Here is a 12,886-nt window from a genome sequence, read left to right as displayed (position 1 = left end):
CCGGGCCCTCGGCACCAGCGGGGCGCTCTGCTCCCGCCGCCTCCGACCGGCATGGCATAGCGTGGTGAGCGATGACCGACGACGCTGAGCCCGCGGCGCGCACAGGACGGCCCCCCACGTTCACCTCCTGGCTGCGGAAGCTGTCCGACTCCGAGCTCGCATCGCTGTTCGCCGCGCGCCCGGACCTGATCACCCCGGTCCCCGCCGACCTCGGAGCCCTCGCGGCACGCTGTACCTCACGCCCCGCGGCGCTGCGGTCCTGGACCGGCTCGATCGGTTCAGCCTTCAGGTCCTCGAAGGGGTGGTCGCGCACGAGCGCCTGACACCGCCCGACCACCCCGCTCAGCAGGGATGCTCTGCCTCAGCCGACCCGACCGGTGTCGACTACGACCGTCTCGCCTCCGGTCTCGGGGAGCCCGGTGAGGCGCTCGACACCGCCCTGACCGGTCTCAGGGGGATGGCCCTGGTATGGGACGACGGCGAGCGCCTGCGGCCGGTGACAGTGCTGCGGGACATCCTGCTCCGGCCGGCCGGTCTCGGCCCTCCGCTGCGGACACTGCTCGGCGACCTCGGCGCGGAGCGCCGCGATCAGCTCGCGAGCAATCTCGGGCTGAACACCGGTTACGCCGATGGCGACCCGGCCGACCGGATCGCCGAGACTCTCGCCCGACCCGAGCGGCTCAGTGCCCTGCTGGCCGAGGCCGGCCCGGACACCCGCCCCGTTCTCGACCGGCTCGTGTGGGGTCCGCCGGACGGCACCGTCTCAGGAGCCAGGCGAACCATCGACGTCACCGCGGCGGGCTCCCCGGTCGAACGCCTCCTCGCCCGCGGGCTGCTGCTCCCCACCGACGAGAGCACGGTCACCCTTCCCCGGGAAATCGCGCTGTTCCTGCGCGACGGGCTGCTGTTCCGAAACGTCGAGCCGGTCCCGCCTGCGCTCTCCGGGACGGAGCGCTCCCCCGCGGCGGTCACCCGCAGTGCCGCGGGACAGGCGTTCACTGTCATCCGCTCGGTGGCCGAGCTTCTCGAACAGTGGTCCAGCGCCCCTCCGAGTGTGCTGCGCCGCGGTGGCCTGGGCATACGCGACCTGCGGCGCGCGGCCCAGGCACTTGAGACCGACGAGCCGACCGCCGCGGTGCTGATCGAGACGGCGCACGCCGCCGGCCTGATCGCCGCGGACGGCGATGTCGAGGGGGAGTGGCTGCCCACCTCCGACTACGACCTGTGGCGGGAGTCCGCTCCGGAGCGGCGCTGGCTGCAACTGGCCGAGGCCTGGCTGCGCTCGACCCGGGTGGCCTCCATCGCCGGAACCAAGGACGATCGCGGCCGGTCCCGGAACATCCTGGGCGAAGGGCTGGACCGCCGCTCGGCTCCCGAGGTCCGGCTCGATGTGCTGCACGCGCTCGCGAACGCTCCCGCAGGGTGGCGCCGGCATCCGAGTCCGTCTCGGAGTACCTCGCCTGGCAGCGGCCGCGGCGCCAAGGGGCCGGCTACTCCACCCTGGTGGAGGCGGCCCTGCACGAGGCCCGCACGCTCGGTTTCACGGGGGACGGTGCTCTTGCGCCGCCCGCACGCGCATTCCTGGAGGAGATCGCGGACAGCGACTCCCCGATCGCCGAACGCGAGTGCTCCCGTGCCGCGTCGATCCTGGCCGCCGAGCTCCCCGAGCCCTTGGAGCACGTCCTGATCCAGGGCGACCTGACCGCCGTCGCTCCGGGTCCCCTCGTCCCCGAACTCGCCCGCGAACTCGCGCTCGCCGCCGAGGTGGAGTCCACCGGGGGTGCCACCGTCTACCGCTTCAGCGCCGATTCCGTCCGCCGTGCCCTGGACGCCGGCCGCGGCGCTGCGGACCTCACCGAACTGCTGGAGCGCCACTCCAGCACCCCGCTGCCGCAGCCGCTTCGCTACCTCATCTCCGATGTGGGGCGCACGCACGGGCGGCTGCGCGTCGGGACGGCGTCGAGCTACCTGCGCTGCGACGAGTCCGCGGTCCTGGACGAACTGCTCAACGACCGCCGCGCCACCGGCCTCGCTCTGACGCGCCTCGCGCCTACTGTGCTCGCCAGCCGGAGTACGCGCCCGGCCCTGCTGGAACGCCTGAGCGGCCTCGGGTACCATCCGGTCCCTGAGGCCACCGACGGGGCGGTTCAGCTCAGCCGCCCCGAAACCCGCCGGGCGAGCGCCATCCCGACCTCGCGCGACCTCGCCGAGCCCGTGCCTCCCGGACCCGAACTGCTGATGGCCGCGGTCCGGGCGGTCCGGGCCGGCGACGAGGCCGCCACGGCCGCCCGCCTTCCCGTCCTCGCGCCGGAGGGCGACCCACCGCGTTCACCGACCGCCGCGACGCTCTCGGCCCTCACCTCAGCGGTGGAGCAGGGGCGCCGCCTATGGATCGGCTATCTCGACGCCGACGGCCGCGCGAGCAGCAGGATCGTGGAGCCCGCCAAGGTCGACGGCGGTTATCTCACGGCCTACGACGCGACGCGGGCGGCGGTGCACCGGTTCGCCGTACACCGGATTAGCGGAGTAGCAGAGATAGCCTGAACAGGCCATAGACACCTACCCCTCTTCTGCGGCGCACATCGGGCGCACATCGTCAAGTTCAGCAAGTCCGGCGTCTACCGCCTCGCGCGTCCGATCCTCACTGTCCGGCCACAACCCGGCATAGGTATCGAGCGTGGTTGCCGCTGAACTGTGCCCCATGCGCTCCTGAACGGTCTTCACCGACTCGCCGTAACGGATCAGCAAAGAGGCATAAAACCGCCGTATCGCATGCAGCCCGGATCGTTTGGGCAAACCGGCCGCCTTCATTGCCGGTGCGAGGATGCGTGACCACTCCATTCGGCGCACCGGCCGGTGCGCCTGCGTGGTGAACACGAACGCCGCGGTGCGGGTATGGACGTTGTCCGGATCCGTCGCGTCCTCGACTTCGAGTTCAACGGCCGGGTACTGCGCAAGGTGAGCGGCCAGAACGTCCGTGGTGCGCTCCGTAAGCGGGATCTCCCGGTAGGAGGCGTCCGTCTTCGGCGGGACCACCCGCGCCCGTTCCCCCGGCCGCTCCGATAGCTGCTGCTCCACCGTGAGCACACGCCGCAAGAAATCGACGTGGCGAACCTCAAGGCCGAACATCTCACCCTGCCGTAACCCAGAGCCGGCGGCCAAGTCGATCACCGCACGAAACTGTTCCGGGAGAGCGGCGCGGATCGCTGCAACCTGCTCCACTGGCATCACTGGCTTCTTCTTTCCGCTCACCTCGGGGAGTTTGATCCCGCGGCACGGGGTACGCGCGATGACGTCATCCCGGACCGCGGTCGTGAAGATCGCGGCTACGTCCCCGTAGTAGGCGCGGATCGTCGACGGGGCGAGCCTGCCCTGAAGCCCGCTCACCCAGGCTTGAATGTGGGACGGCCGGATCATCGACATTCGCTGGTTGCCGAGCTTGGGGTAAATGTGGTTCCGCAAAGCGCGCTCTACCCGCTCCGCAGTGGACGGTCGATGTAGCGCGTTGCGCCGCCACTGCTCCGCGTAGTCCCGGAAGGTGACCTTCCCGGCCGCGGGGTTGACGTACTGACCGCGGACCAGGTCACCCTCGACGTTCTTCAGGTGGTTCTCGGCTTCCGCCTTGGTCTTGAACGTGGGTGACTTCTGGTCGCCGTTGTTATCGCGGCACCGGGCCGCCCAGCGCTTCCCGCGCCCGTACTTGGCGGACCGGACCTTCTTCTTCGAGCCGTCCGGCTGCTTCTCCATCTGGTGCCAGAGATCAACGACCGGCAATTTCGTCATCCTCCTCTGCTGGGCGTATGGTCCACTCGCCCGTCTTTCCTTCGGACACAATGACCTCGGAGTCCGGCACCTCCGTCAGGAACGCGCGCCAGTCCATCCCTGGAAGGTGATGGAAACCGCGGATGAATCGGCGCGCGCCCAGCGCGGAAATCTCGCGGTTGGGCGTGAGCCGGAACGGGGCATCGTCGTCGAGCGGCACGAGGATGTGCAGAGGACTGACCGACAGGACGTAGGCGAGGGCTAGCCACTCGGTAACCGTGATGCTGGCCCGGTGCCCGTTCTCCAACTTGGCGACGGTGGCGCGCTCCCAGGGCACCCCCTGTTTCCGAAGCTCTCGCGCGACGTCTTCGGCAGTCATGTCCTGGCGCAGTCGTACCTGCTTGACGCGCTTCCCGATGTTCTCAACGGGACTCATTGGTTCTTGTTCCATAGGAGAACATTAGCTAGTGCTTGCGGAACGCGCAAGAGTGGGGCACTCTGAGACGAAGTGAGCCACTTGCATCTCACGGTGTTCTTTTAAGGAACACGTCATGATGATGGGGGAACGATGAAACCGCAAGCATCACTGGCGGACCCTGCCGAGGTCGCGGAGTACCTCAAGATCCCGATGAAGACGTTGGCCATGTGGCGGTATCGCCAGATCGGCCCGAAGTGGCGCCGTGTCGGCCGCCACATCCGCTACCGCTGGTCAGACATCGAAAAATGGCTCGACCAGCAGTCCGGCGACGCTGCCTGACCGTCCCGATTCCGGTGACCCGAACGACTGAGAGGAGTTCGGGATGGTCCCGAGAAACGAACGGCCCGCCGCGGGCAACGACGGGCCGGAAGAGATCACACACCGGGCGACGGCTGGATCTGACGCCAGGGTATGCGAGGACAACGACCGCTTCCAGCGTCGCCGTGAGGCTGCACTACGCCTTCCCCCCATCCCGTGTCCGAGGTGCCCGGACTGGCACCGTGACCCGGCATTGGAGTGTCCGCCGCCCGTCCGGCTCACCCCGGACAAATACCGCTGGGCTTCATTCGAGCGGCGGGAGGTAGCGGCGTGACGTGCCCGACCAGTACCCACGTGGTAATGCCCACCGACCCGCCGCACATCGCGGACGAGGTTCGCGCCGAATGCTCCGCGCGGTGCTCTACCCCTCTCCCTGTCACAAGTGTCCCGAGTGTCACTACCACGGAAAGTGATGAGGCAGATACATCTGAAAGTGACACTACCCCGAACTCAGATACCCCTGTGACCAGGGAAAGTGACACTCGGGACGGTAGTGACACCCGTTCGGGAGACGGCGGGAACAACCTCCTCGCGGACCTCCGCACCGGCGCGTGGCTGGACTCCCAAGAGTTCCCGCCGCTGGTCTACGCCGTGGACGGGCTCGTCCCGGAAGGGTTCGCGCTCCTAGTGGGGCCGCCCAAAGCTGGTAAGTCCTGGCTTGCCCTTGATCTGTTGCTCGCGGTCGCCGCGGGGGGCCGAGCCCTGGGCGCGATCCCCGTAGGTGCTCCGCGCCGTGTCCTCTACTGCGCATTGGAGGACGGGGACAGGAGGATGCAGGACCGTTGCCGCCAACTGCTGTCAGACGCCTCGATCCCCGAGAGGTTCTGCTACATCACCCGCGTACAGCCCGGGACCATCCTCGCGACGATCACGGCGTTCGTTGAGCGCTACCCCGACACGGCGTTGGTCGTGGTGGACACGTTGGGGCGGGTGATGCCGACCGCCCTACAGGGGGAGTCCGCCTACCAGCGTGACTACAGGGTGGGGGCCGCGCTGAAGGGCATCGCAGACGAGCATCCCGGCCTTGCTGTGACTGTGCTGCACCACGACCGCAAGGCCACCTCGGATGACTTCGTAGACAGCGTCAGCGGCACTCACGGTCTCGCAGGGGCCGCCGACACCATCGTTGTCCTGGCCCGCAAGCGGCAGGCTCAAGACGCCCTGCTCAAGGTGACCGGCCGCGATGTGGTCGAAGCCGAGTACGCCCTGCGGTTGCGCGGCGGAACATGGACGCTGGACGGTGCCACCCTCGCCGAGTCCGCCGAGACGGCGCGGCGCCGCGAGGAACAGGGGGATCTCGGCGAGACCAGCGCGGCAATCCTCGAATTCGTCGGCGAACGCACCGAAGGCGTACGCACCGCGGACGTTGTCGAGAAGTTCGGAGAGAACGCCCGCAAGTACCTTACGCGCCTAGAAGAGTCCGGCCGCCTGATCAAACCATGCCGCGGCTGGTACTGCGTGAACCGATTCGGAACCCAGGGGGAGCGATGACCGATCTCGCCGAACTGGCGTGTGAGGACTGCCCGGCCGACCTCGCGGTGTCGCGTGGCCAGAGTCCCCTCACCGGGGCAGCGGTGCTTGTGGTGGTCGTGAAGCACGCGGCTACCTGTCCGTGGGCGGCCCGGTGCATCCCGACCGATGGCAGCGTGATCAGCGCACCGAACGGTGTGGTTATCCACCGGGTATCCTGAGAGGTGAGGCTCTGCCTCCTTCGATGGATAGGCCGCTCCGCTACGCCGCCCGCCACAGGGCACCTAGCGGAGGTGGCCGCCAGCGCGCCGCCCGCCACAGGGCACCCGCTGAAGCTAGCGGACGCGCCGCCCGAGCAAGGGCACCCGTCCCGAATCGCGACACAGGACGGGTGAACCATGGCTTTCTCACCGATCAACGACATGCGCCGTATCCAGCGCGAACTCGAAGCTCTGGAGAACAAGGCGAAGCTCACCGCGGCCGATGAGGCCCGGCTTGATGAGCTGACCCGGGCGTTTGATCGCTCCTCGACGCTGCACCGGCTCAGCCAGCACGCCGCCGGCCACGGCAGCGGGGATCTGCGCACCGAGCACGGCACCCACCACTACGACCCCGATGGGGCCGCTCCCACGCGCACCACCAACGGGCCACTCGCCGCGCTGCGCGACCAGGCCATGCGGAACGTGGACACCGCCGCGCGCTCCGGCGAACTCCCCGACCACGGCGCGCAGCGTGTCGAGAAGCTTTTGCGGGACGGCCCGGCCTACGCCCAAACCGTGGCCGCGCGCTGGGCCATCGCCACCGGGGACCCGGCCTATGCGCGGGCATTCGCGACACTGGTCGCCGACCCGACGCGCGGGCATCTGCTGTGGGAACCGCAGGAGCAGGAAGCCTATCGCCGGGTCGCCCATTTCCAGTCCGAAATGCGGCAAATGGAGATCGGAACCGGCGCAGGCGGCGGGCACATGGTGCCCATGCACTTGGATCCGGCGATTATCCTCACCTCGGACGGTTCCAACAACCCGCTCCGGGAGATCTCCCGGGTCGTTCAGGTCGCATCAAGCGAGTGGAACGGCGTTTCCTCCGCTGGCGTGACCGCGGAATGGAAATCCGAACACGCCGAAGTCGCCGACGCGAGTCCGACCCTGGAACAGCCCAACATTCCGGTGCACTTCGGGGATGCGTTCGTTCCCTTCAGTTTCGAGGTGGGAATGGACGCCGTGAACTTCATGCAGGAACTACAGCGGCTTCTCGTGGACGGGCTGGCGCAGCTCCACGCAACCGCGTTCACAACGGGCAGCGGAACCGGCCAACCCACCGGGATCGTGACCGCGTTGACCGGAACCTCCTCCGAGGTCGACACCGCAACCGCGGCCACCCTCGCGGCAGAGGACGTTTTCGCGACGCAGAGCGCGCTACCGGCCCGGTTCTCCATGAATGCCCAATGGGCCGCCAACATCGCGGTAATCAACCATCTGAGCCAAGAGGAAACCGCCAACGGAAGCAAGGTCTTCCCAGGAATCGCAGATGACCGGCTGTTGCGGAAACCGCTCAACGAACTGTCGAACATGTCCGGCGACCACGAAACCGCGGGAGAGAAAGTCCTCCTCTACGGCGACTTCTCCAACTTCGTGATCGTCGACCGGATCGGCGCGCAACTCGAATTGATCCCGAACTTGGTGGGAGCCAACCAGCGGCCGACCGGGCAGCGGGGCGCCTTGCTCTGGGCGCGCACCGGGGCCGACTCCGTCAACGACTCGGCATTCGTTCTGCTGAACGTGTCAGCCTAAAGACGTGCCGCTGGCCGCGGGGCGCCTCCCCTGGGCACGGCCAGCGGCACCCGACCCCCCGGGGGGTCGTCACTCCCCCCGGGGCCCTACTGGTGGCGGGCACCACCAAACGGGCCGGGGTGCTTTCGCGGGCACCCGGAGCGTAGGCACCCCACCATCCCCGCCACCCCAGCACCCCACCCCAGACCAGGCCACGCTCACCCCTCACGCTCACTCGCCTGCAACGATCAGCACGAACTCGACAGCGAACACAGAAACGCGCTCAGAACGCCGACAACGCGCCGCACACGAGCAAGCGACGCGCCAACACCAACCGATGCACGCGCACGCCGCACGCACACTCTCAGCGCTGCGCTCCCGTCCGTCCGCCGGATGATGCCGACCAACACCAGCTCACCCTCGACGACCGCCGCGCCTCGACGACAACCAGCGCCAACGAGCGAACGAACCACCTCGACGCCGCGCGCCAAACCAACCTCGACAACGACGACGAACAACGTCGAGCTCGACGACGAACAACTCTCGACGACACGAAGCGAAGCACACGATCAAGGCGAGCGACCAGGACAGCAGCCGATACCTCACGCACATCCCCGAGATGTCCGACGCCGGACACCTGGACCAGCCCGCAGCGCAGCACGCCCGCAAGGGCACGCGCCCAGAGCAGCACCCCTCACACCGCGCACCACCACGGCGCACACCCGGAGGCACGGGGTCACCCACCCCCAGGCGGCACCCCCACCACCCCCGGGGGCCCGGTGACCTGCGAAAACGCGACAGCCCACCGACCCCGCCGCACCCCTGGTGATTTTTCTCCCTGACCTGCGCGTTTGCAGAGGGCCGCGGGAAACGGCGCCGAAAACCGTTTCTCCCCGCGCACGGGGCCGGACCGCGACGACGAGCGGGGGCGGAGTGGCCAAAGCTTTCCGGGTAAGACGCTGGCCACTGGCCACCGCGCACGGGGCGGACCTGCGGCTGCAGATCTGCAGTAGTGGTTTGCTCTGAGTGTCCGGTCCCGCGCGGGGCGTACGCAGGGTGCAAGTACTTGCACCCTGCCGGAGTACGCGTGAACTTTCCCGCGCGGGGCGTACCGCGACTCAGGCAGGTTACAACTAGTTGTAACCCGCGTGTCCGGTCCCGCGCGGGGCGTACCCTTCCCCACCTGCATCTTAGACATGAGAAGACCCCCGCCGAAGGACGGTTCGGCGGGGGCCGGTGCCGCCCGGTCTCCGAGGGAGTGAGGGGGCCGGGCGGCGGTTGGGCCGCGCGCCTCCCCCGGGATCTGGACGGGGTAGGAGGCGCGCGGGGTTCTAGGTGTCTGGCTCCTGGTCGTCGTCGAGCCAGGCGTTGAGCCGGTCGCGTAGCTCAATGGAGGTCTCGCGTACCTGGTTCAGCCAGTAGGTGTTGTTGTTGGTGGCCTCGATCAGTTGCTCGGTGAGGTCTTTCAGCTCGCGGCGTTCGTGAGGGGTCAGGTCCATCATTGCTGCGCCTCCTGTCGGGAGTCGCGCAGCGCGTAGACGTCTCCGGCCCTGAACAGGCGCCATCCGGTTTTGGGGTTGCGCAGGTAGCGGATGCGTCCGGCGCGTGCCCATTGGCGCATCGTGGAAGGCGCGATGTTCAGGATCTCAGCGGCTTCTTGGGTCTGGACGTACAGGTCCGGGTCGATGTCGTTCACCGGTCCACCTCCGCCCGGTTCGCCGCAGACCCGATGATCTCGTCAAGGCGGCCGAGGAGCCGGTCGGTGTCGATCTGCAGGGCGACCAGTGCCGCGCCGTCGTCGGTGAGCGGGTGATCGCCGGTGTCGGGGTCGCGCCGCTCGGAGTCGCGGAGGTGGTCGGCGACGTCGGCGATACGCGCCTTCGCCTCGGCGATACGGCGCCGCGCCGTGCGGAGCTTCGCCAGATCACCGCTGGTGGGCGCGTCGCGGAAGTAGTCCCGCAGAGCCGTTTCGATGATGTTGGTGCTCACCGTGCCACCTCCGCCGTGTGCGCGATGTCCATAAGGACGGCCAGACCGAGCCGGTCACGGTCGACGCGCGCCTGCGCGCGCTGGCGCTCAGCGGCCACCAGGTACGGCCGCACCATGGCGGCCCGGTGCGCCACGTCATGGGCCGGGGGCGGTTCGGTGCACGGGGGACCGGCGCGTAAGGGCGGACACGGGCCGCACAGGGCACCTCAGAGGCCGCGGGGAGGGGAGCCGGTTCCGGGCGATGGCCGCGCGCGTGGCGACCGGGGCGACGGGCCGGCGCGAGCAACGCAGCGAGCGGGATCAGGAGCAGATAGAGGAGATGCATACGAACCCCTGGGGGTCGGCGGCTGGTTAGGCCGCGTGGTTCTGGTAGGTCCCATAGTGGCCACAATCCGCCGAACTTTCAATACAAAGTTTTGGATCGATGGGATGCTGCCCTCAAAAACCTTGTGAGGGGAGTGATCTACCATCGCCGCAAGAGGGAAACGCCGAAATCGAAAGCAGGGAGCGCGGACCGTGGCGGACAGATACAGCCCGACCGTCCGGCGACGTCGGCTGTCTGCCGAATTGAAACGCTTGCGGGAGGCGTCGGGGCTCACGGCCGAACAAGTCGGCGAACGGCTGGGATGGTCGCGTGGTCGGCTCACGAACATGGAGCTGAACAAGTGGAAGCGGCCCGACAGCGTGATCGTCCGCGCGCTCGCCAAGCTGTACGGCGCCTCTGACGAGGTGACCGAGGCTCTTGTAACGCTGGCACGCCAAAGCCGTGAGAAGGGATGGTGGTCGCGCTATGACGACGTGATCACCGATTCTTACGTCGGATTCGAGGCTGAGGCGTCGGTGATCTCGACCTATCAGACGATGGTCGTGCCTGGCCTACTCCAAACGCCGGAGTATGCCGCTGCCTCCGATCGGGCCGTACACCAACACGATTCTCACGCCACAGAGCGCGCGGTCGCCGCCCGGATGGAACGGCAAGAGGTCCTTGACCGGGAGGATGCGCCGAAGCTGTGGGCCGTCGTCGACGAAGCGGTACTACTGCGTCCCGCAGGTGATAAGGACGTCATGCGGGCCCAGCTTGAGAAGCTTGTCCACCTCTCAGAGGAACCCAACACCATCCGAATCCAGGTGCTCCCGCTCGGGCGGGGCCTGCATCCCGGCATCACCGGCCCGTTCACGATCCTGGATTTCCCGGACCCGATCGACCCGTCGATCGTGTATTTCGAGACCCGGACCGATGGTCTGTATCACGAGGAGGAACCATTGGTGGAGATCTACCGGGAGGCATGGGACGACATCCGTGTCAGAGCGGATCATCCGGAAGCCTCAACGGCCCGTATGGCCGACCTGATCAAGAGGTATGAGTAGGGAAGAACCGTGATGTACCAGAACCACCAGAACCCGAAGTTCGGTTTCCGTAAGAGCAGCTACAGCGCTACGCGGAACGAGTGCGTAGAGGTCGCTGACGCGCCCGGAGTTTCGGCCGTTCGGGACTCCACTCGTCCCGACGCCGGTCACCTCGCCTTCCCCTCCGTTGAGTGGGCGGCATTGGTGGAGGCTGTCAGGACTGGCGAACTGTAGACCGCTCCCATAGCGAAGGCCCCGGCATGGTAGCCGGGGCCTTCGTTGTACCAGAACCGTCGTAAGCGTACCCCGCCCGGGGGACAACGGCTAGCAGGCACTAACCGGTGCGCCGTGCGGCGCACATCGGGCGCACATGCGAGCGAAAAACAGCGAGAATCAGTGAGAACCGCTGAACGGCGAAAATGCAGGTCAGACGGCGAATGCTGGGTTCCGTTCCAGGTGACGCACGCCCCTCGTGCGGTTCGCCGTACACCGCATCACCGGCGTGGCACGCCTCGATTGCGCCGAGGAATCCGTGTAGCAGCCGCCGCTTCGCGGTAGACATGAGTCGGCGACGTACCCCCTCAGGCCGAGCCCGCCGACGCGGGGGTACCCGGTCACGGATCCGCGGAGAGGAACGGCGAGAAGGCCATGAGCAACCAGTCGCTGCCGCCCGGAGCGTCCTCGCCCCGGGACGGCCGCCCGGACCGGCCGCAGCCCCGGGAGCAGCGGGAGCGCGAAGGCCGGGCCCAAGGGGGCGAGCGCGTCCCCAGCGGTGCCAGCAGTTCCACGATGGCGCTGATCCTGCACGCCCTGACTTTTCTGTGCTGCGCCAACTGGCTGTTCGGGGTCATCGGCGCGGTCTTCGCCGTGCGCGCCGCGCACAAACGCGACCGCGGCCTTTACACCGAGGCCGAGACACTCACCCGGTACTCGTGGTACTGCCTGGGCACCGCCGCAGTCATGTTCGTGGTGATGTTCGTCCTCTCCCTCTGGCTCCTCACGCAGGCGGGCTCCCTGGTCGAGGACATGGCCCCGGTCCCCTATTAGCCTTCGGAGGCCGCAAGAACGGAGCCGGTACCGTAACGCCTGGGTCACAATAGAGGGTAGGCCGGTCAGGTCGACCGTTCTGGTTCCCCCTCGACTCCGACACGGCCAGTCGGCCGCAGGAACGCTACGGAAGGGCGGACCCCATGAGGAAGCAGTGGCCCGAACCCCAGGGGTACTGGTACGGCCAGCCGCCTCCGGAACACGGGGCTCCCGGCCTCGGGGCGCCGGAGGGCCGGCCGCCGGGAGGGAACGGTCAGCGGCCCCGCTTCCAGCCCCCTGGGTACGAGCCCTTCTACGGGGCCGGGTCCGGTCAGCATCCGGCGTACTCCGGAACTTCGAGACCTGACATCTACGGTACGCCGTCAAGTCCCCCGTCCGGCCCGCCCGCCCGCGTGGGCAGCGCCGTCGCGGCGCTGATCGGTGCGGTGCTGACTCTTGCCTTTCCCCTGCTCTTCTGGTTCCTGGGGATCCCGCTGCTGGCGCTGCTGGTGAACATCCCGGGGATCGTCTTCGGCAGTATGGCGCTGACCAAGACCAACGACCCCCCGGAGGTCGAGCGCTTCATCGGCTACACCTGGGCCTGCACCATCGTCTACATCGGCCTGTTCGTCCTCATCATCGGGGCCATCGCGGCCATCCTCTCCGTGATCTGAGCGGCCGCATGAGGACCGGGAGGGAGCTTATAGCCTGGAATGCCGCGTGCCCG

At 68.0% G+C, this 12,886-nt stretch carries 16 protein-coding genes; 11 read left to right on the top strand and 5 right to left on the bottom strand.

Going from position 1 to position 12,886, the window contains the following annotated elements; genetic code table 11:
* Positions 1-71 precede the first annotated feature (71 nt).
* The 3 genes from VS93_RS32955 to VS93_RS32945 are packed head-to-tail and all read left to right on the top strand — an operon-like array spanning position 72 to position 2,544.
* Positions 72-323 carry a hypothetical protein gene (locus VS93_RS32955; RefSeq protein ID WP_338022726.1) on the top strand — a complete coding sequence of 84 codons (252 nt, stop codon included), beginning with the start codon at positions 72-74 and terminating at the stop codon, positions 321-323.
* Complete coding sequence (locus VS93_RS32950) at positions 302-1,687, top strand: hypothetical protein (RefSeq protein WP_338022725.1); 1,386 nt, start codon at positions 302-304, stop codon at positions 1,685-1,687. Before VS93_RS32955 ends, VS93_RS32950 begins: the two co-directional genes overlap by 22 nt.
* Positions 1,672-2,544, top strand: a complete 873-nt coding sequence (locus VS93_RS32945) for a helicase C-terminal domain-containing protein (protein ID WP_338022724.1) — start codon at positions 1,672-1,674, stop codon at positions 2,542-2,544. Before VS93_RS32950 ends, VS93_RS32945 begins: the two co-directional genes overlap by 16 nt.
* Before the next feature lie 15 nt (positions 2,545-2,559).
* On the opposite strand, the gene VS93_RS11295 is transcribed toward VS93_RS32945, so the two are convergent.
* Together VS93_RS11295 and VS93_RS11290 are read right to left on the bottom strand one after the other, a co-directional pair.
* Positions 2,560-3,774, bottom strand: coding sequence for a tyrosine-type recombinase/integrase (locus VS93_RS11295; protein ID WP_046469913.1), 1,215 nt, complete (start codon positions 3,772-3,774; stop codon positions 2,560-2,562).
* On the bottom strand, positions 3,761-4,198 hold the full coding sequence (locus tag VS93_RS11290; RefSeq protein ID WP_046469912.1) for a helix-turn-helix domain-containing protein: 438 nt from the start codon (positions 4,196-4,198) through the stop codon (positions 3,761-3,763). The genes VS93_RS11295 and VS93_RS11290 overlap by 14 nt, the downstream gene beginning before the upstream one ends.
* Positions 4,199-4,330: 132 nt before the next feature.
* Here VS93_RS11290 and VS93_RS11285 point away from each other — a divergent pair, with 132 nt between their 5' ends.
* The 4 genes from VS93_RS11285 (at position 4,331) to VS93_RS11270 (ending at position 7,818) form a co-directional block, all read left to right on the top strand.
* Positions 4,331-4,519, top strand: coding sequence for a helix-turn-helix domain-containing protein (locus tag VS93_RS11285; RefSeq protein ID WP_046469911.1), 189 nt, complete (start codon positions 4,331-4,333; stop codon positions 4,517-4,519).
* Between the two features lie 501 nt (positions 4,520-5,020).
* Complete coding sequence (locus VS93_RS28035; protein ID WP_046469910.1) at positions 5,021-6,049, top strand: AAA family ATPase; 1,029 nt, start codon at positions 5,021-5,023, stop codon at positions 6,047-6,049.
* Complete coding sequence (locus VS93_RS11275; protein ID WP_046469909.1) at positions 6,046-6,249, top strand: hypothetical protein; 204 nt, start codon at positions 6,046-6,048, stop codon at positions 6,247-6,249. Before VS93_RS28035 ends, VS93_RS11275 begins: the two co-directional genes overlap by 4 nt.
* 177 nt (positions 6,250-6,426) lie before the next feature.
* Complete coding sequence (locus tag VS93_RS11270; protein ID WP_052745691.1) at positions 6,427-7,818, top strand: phage major capsid protein; 1,392 nt, start codon at positions 6,427-6,429, stop codon at positions 7,816-7,818.
* Between the two features lie 1,310 nt (positions 7,819-9,128).
* On the opposite strand, the gene VS93_RS29085 is transcribed toward VS93_RS11270, so the two are convergent.
* Genes VS93_RS29085 through VS93_RS11260 form a run of 3 tightly spaced genes read right to left on the bottom strand, consistent with a single transcriptional unit; the run spans position 9,129 to position 9,786 of the window.
* The gene (locus VS93_RS29085; protein WP_156184783.1) at positions 9,129-9,299 is read right to left on the bottom strand and encodes a hypothetical protein; all 171 of its coding nucleotides are present in this window, start codon (positions 9,297-9,299) and stop codon (positions 9,129-9,131) included.
* A complete protein-coding gene (locus VS93_RS28030) occupies positions 9,296-9,493 on the bottom strand; it encodes a helix-turn-helix domain-containing protein (RefSeq protein ID WP_052745690.1) in 198 nt (65 codons plus the stop codon). Before VS93_RS28030 ends, VS93_RS29085 begins: the two co-directional genes overlap by 4 nt.
* Positions 9,490-9,786, bottom strand: coding sequence for a hypothetical protein (locus VS93_RS11260; protein ID WP_046469908.1), 297 nt, complete (start codon positions 9,784-9,786; stop codon positions 9,490-9,492). The genes VS93_RS28030 and VS93_RS11260 overlap by 4 nt, the downstream gene beginning before the upstream one ends.
* Before the next feature lie 516 nt (positions 9,787-10,302).
* Between VS93_RS11260 and VS93_RS11250 the strand changes: the two genes are divergently transcribed.
* From VS93_RS11250 to VS93_RS31505, 4 genes are all read left to right on the top strand, one after another.
* The gene (locus VS93_RS11250; RefSeq protein WP_046469906.1) at positions 10,303-11,154 is read left to right on the top strand and encodes a helix-turn-helix domain-containing protein; all 852 of its coding nucleotides are present in this window, start codon (positions 10,303-10,305) and stop codon (positions 11,152-11,154) included.
* A gap of 12 nt (positions 11,155-11,166) precedes the next feature.
* Positions 11,167-11,367 (top strand): DUF397 domain-containing protein, encoded by a 201-nt coding sequence (locus tag VS93_RS11245; protein ID WP_046469948.1) that lies wholly within the window; start codon positions 11,167-11,169, stop codon positions 11,365-11,367.
* Between the two features lie 414 nt (positions 11,368-11,781).
* Entirely contained in the window at positions 11,782-12,180 is a 399-nt protein-coding gene (locus VS93_RS11240; RefSeq protein WP_046469905.1) for a hypothetical protein, read from the top strand.
* Positions 12,181-12,323: 143 nt separating this feature from the next.
* A complete protein-coding gene (locus tag VS93_RS31505; protein ID WP_236700484.1) occupies positions 12,324-12,833 on the top strand; it encodes a hypothetical protein in 510 nt (169 codons plus the stop codon).
* The last annotated feature ends 53 nt before the right edge of the window (positions 12,834-12,886 follow it).

Source organism: Allosalinactinospora lopnorensis (assembly GCF_000981225.1).
Taxonomy (GTDB): Bacteria; Actinomycetota; Actinomycetes; order Streptosporangiales; family Streptosporangiaceae; genus Allosalinactinospora; species Allosalinactinospora lopnorensis.
Note: the sequence above shows the minus strand (reverse complement) of the source record. Positions and strands in the feature narration are given on the sequence as shown.

Coding starts and splice junctions, on each gene's coding strand:
- VS93_RS29085 (WP_156184783.1), bottom strand. CDS start 9,299: ATGATGGACCTGACCCCTCACGAACGCCGCGAGCTGAAAGACCTCACC.
- VS93_RS11270 (WP_052745691.1), top strand. CDS start 6,427: ATGGCTTTCTCACCGATCAACGACATGCGCCGTATCCAGCGCGAACTC.
- VS93_RS31505 (WP_236700484.1), top strand. CDS start 12,324: ATGAGGAAGCAGTGGCCCGAACCCCAGGGGTACTGGTACGGCCAGCCG.
- VS93_RS11240 (WP_046469905.1), top strand. CDS start 11,782: ATGAGCAACCAGTCGCTGCCGCCCGGAGCGTCCTCGCCCCGGGACGGC.
- VS93_RS11275 (WP_046469909.1), top strand. CDS start 6,046: ATGACCGATCTCGCCGAACTGGCGTGTGAGGACTGCCCGGCCGACCTC.
- VS93_RS11285 (WP_046469911.1), top strand. CDS start 4,331: ATGAAACCGCAAGCATCACTGGCGGACCCTGCCGAGGTCGCGGAGTAC.
- VS93_RS32955 (WP_338022726.1), top strand. CDS start 72: ATGACCGACGACGCTGAGCCCGCGGCGCGCACAGGACGGCCCCCCACG.
- VS93_RS11290 (WP_046469912.1), bottom strand. CDS start 4,198: ATGAGTCCCGTTGAGAACATCGGGAAGCGCGTCAAGCAGGTACGACTG.
- VS93_RS11245 (WP_046469948.1), top strand. CDS start 11,167: ATGTACCAGAACCACCAGAACCCGAAGTTCGGTTTCCGTAAGAGCAGC.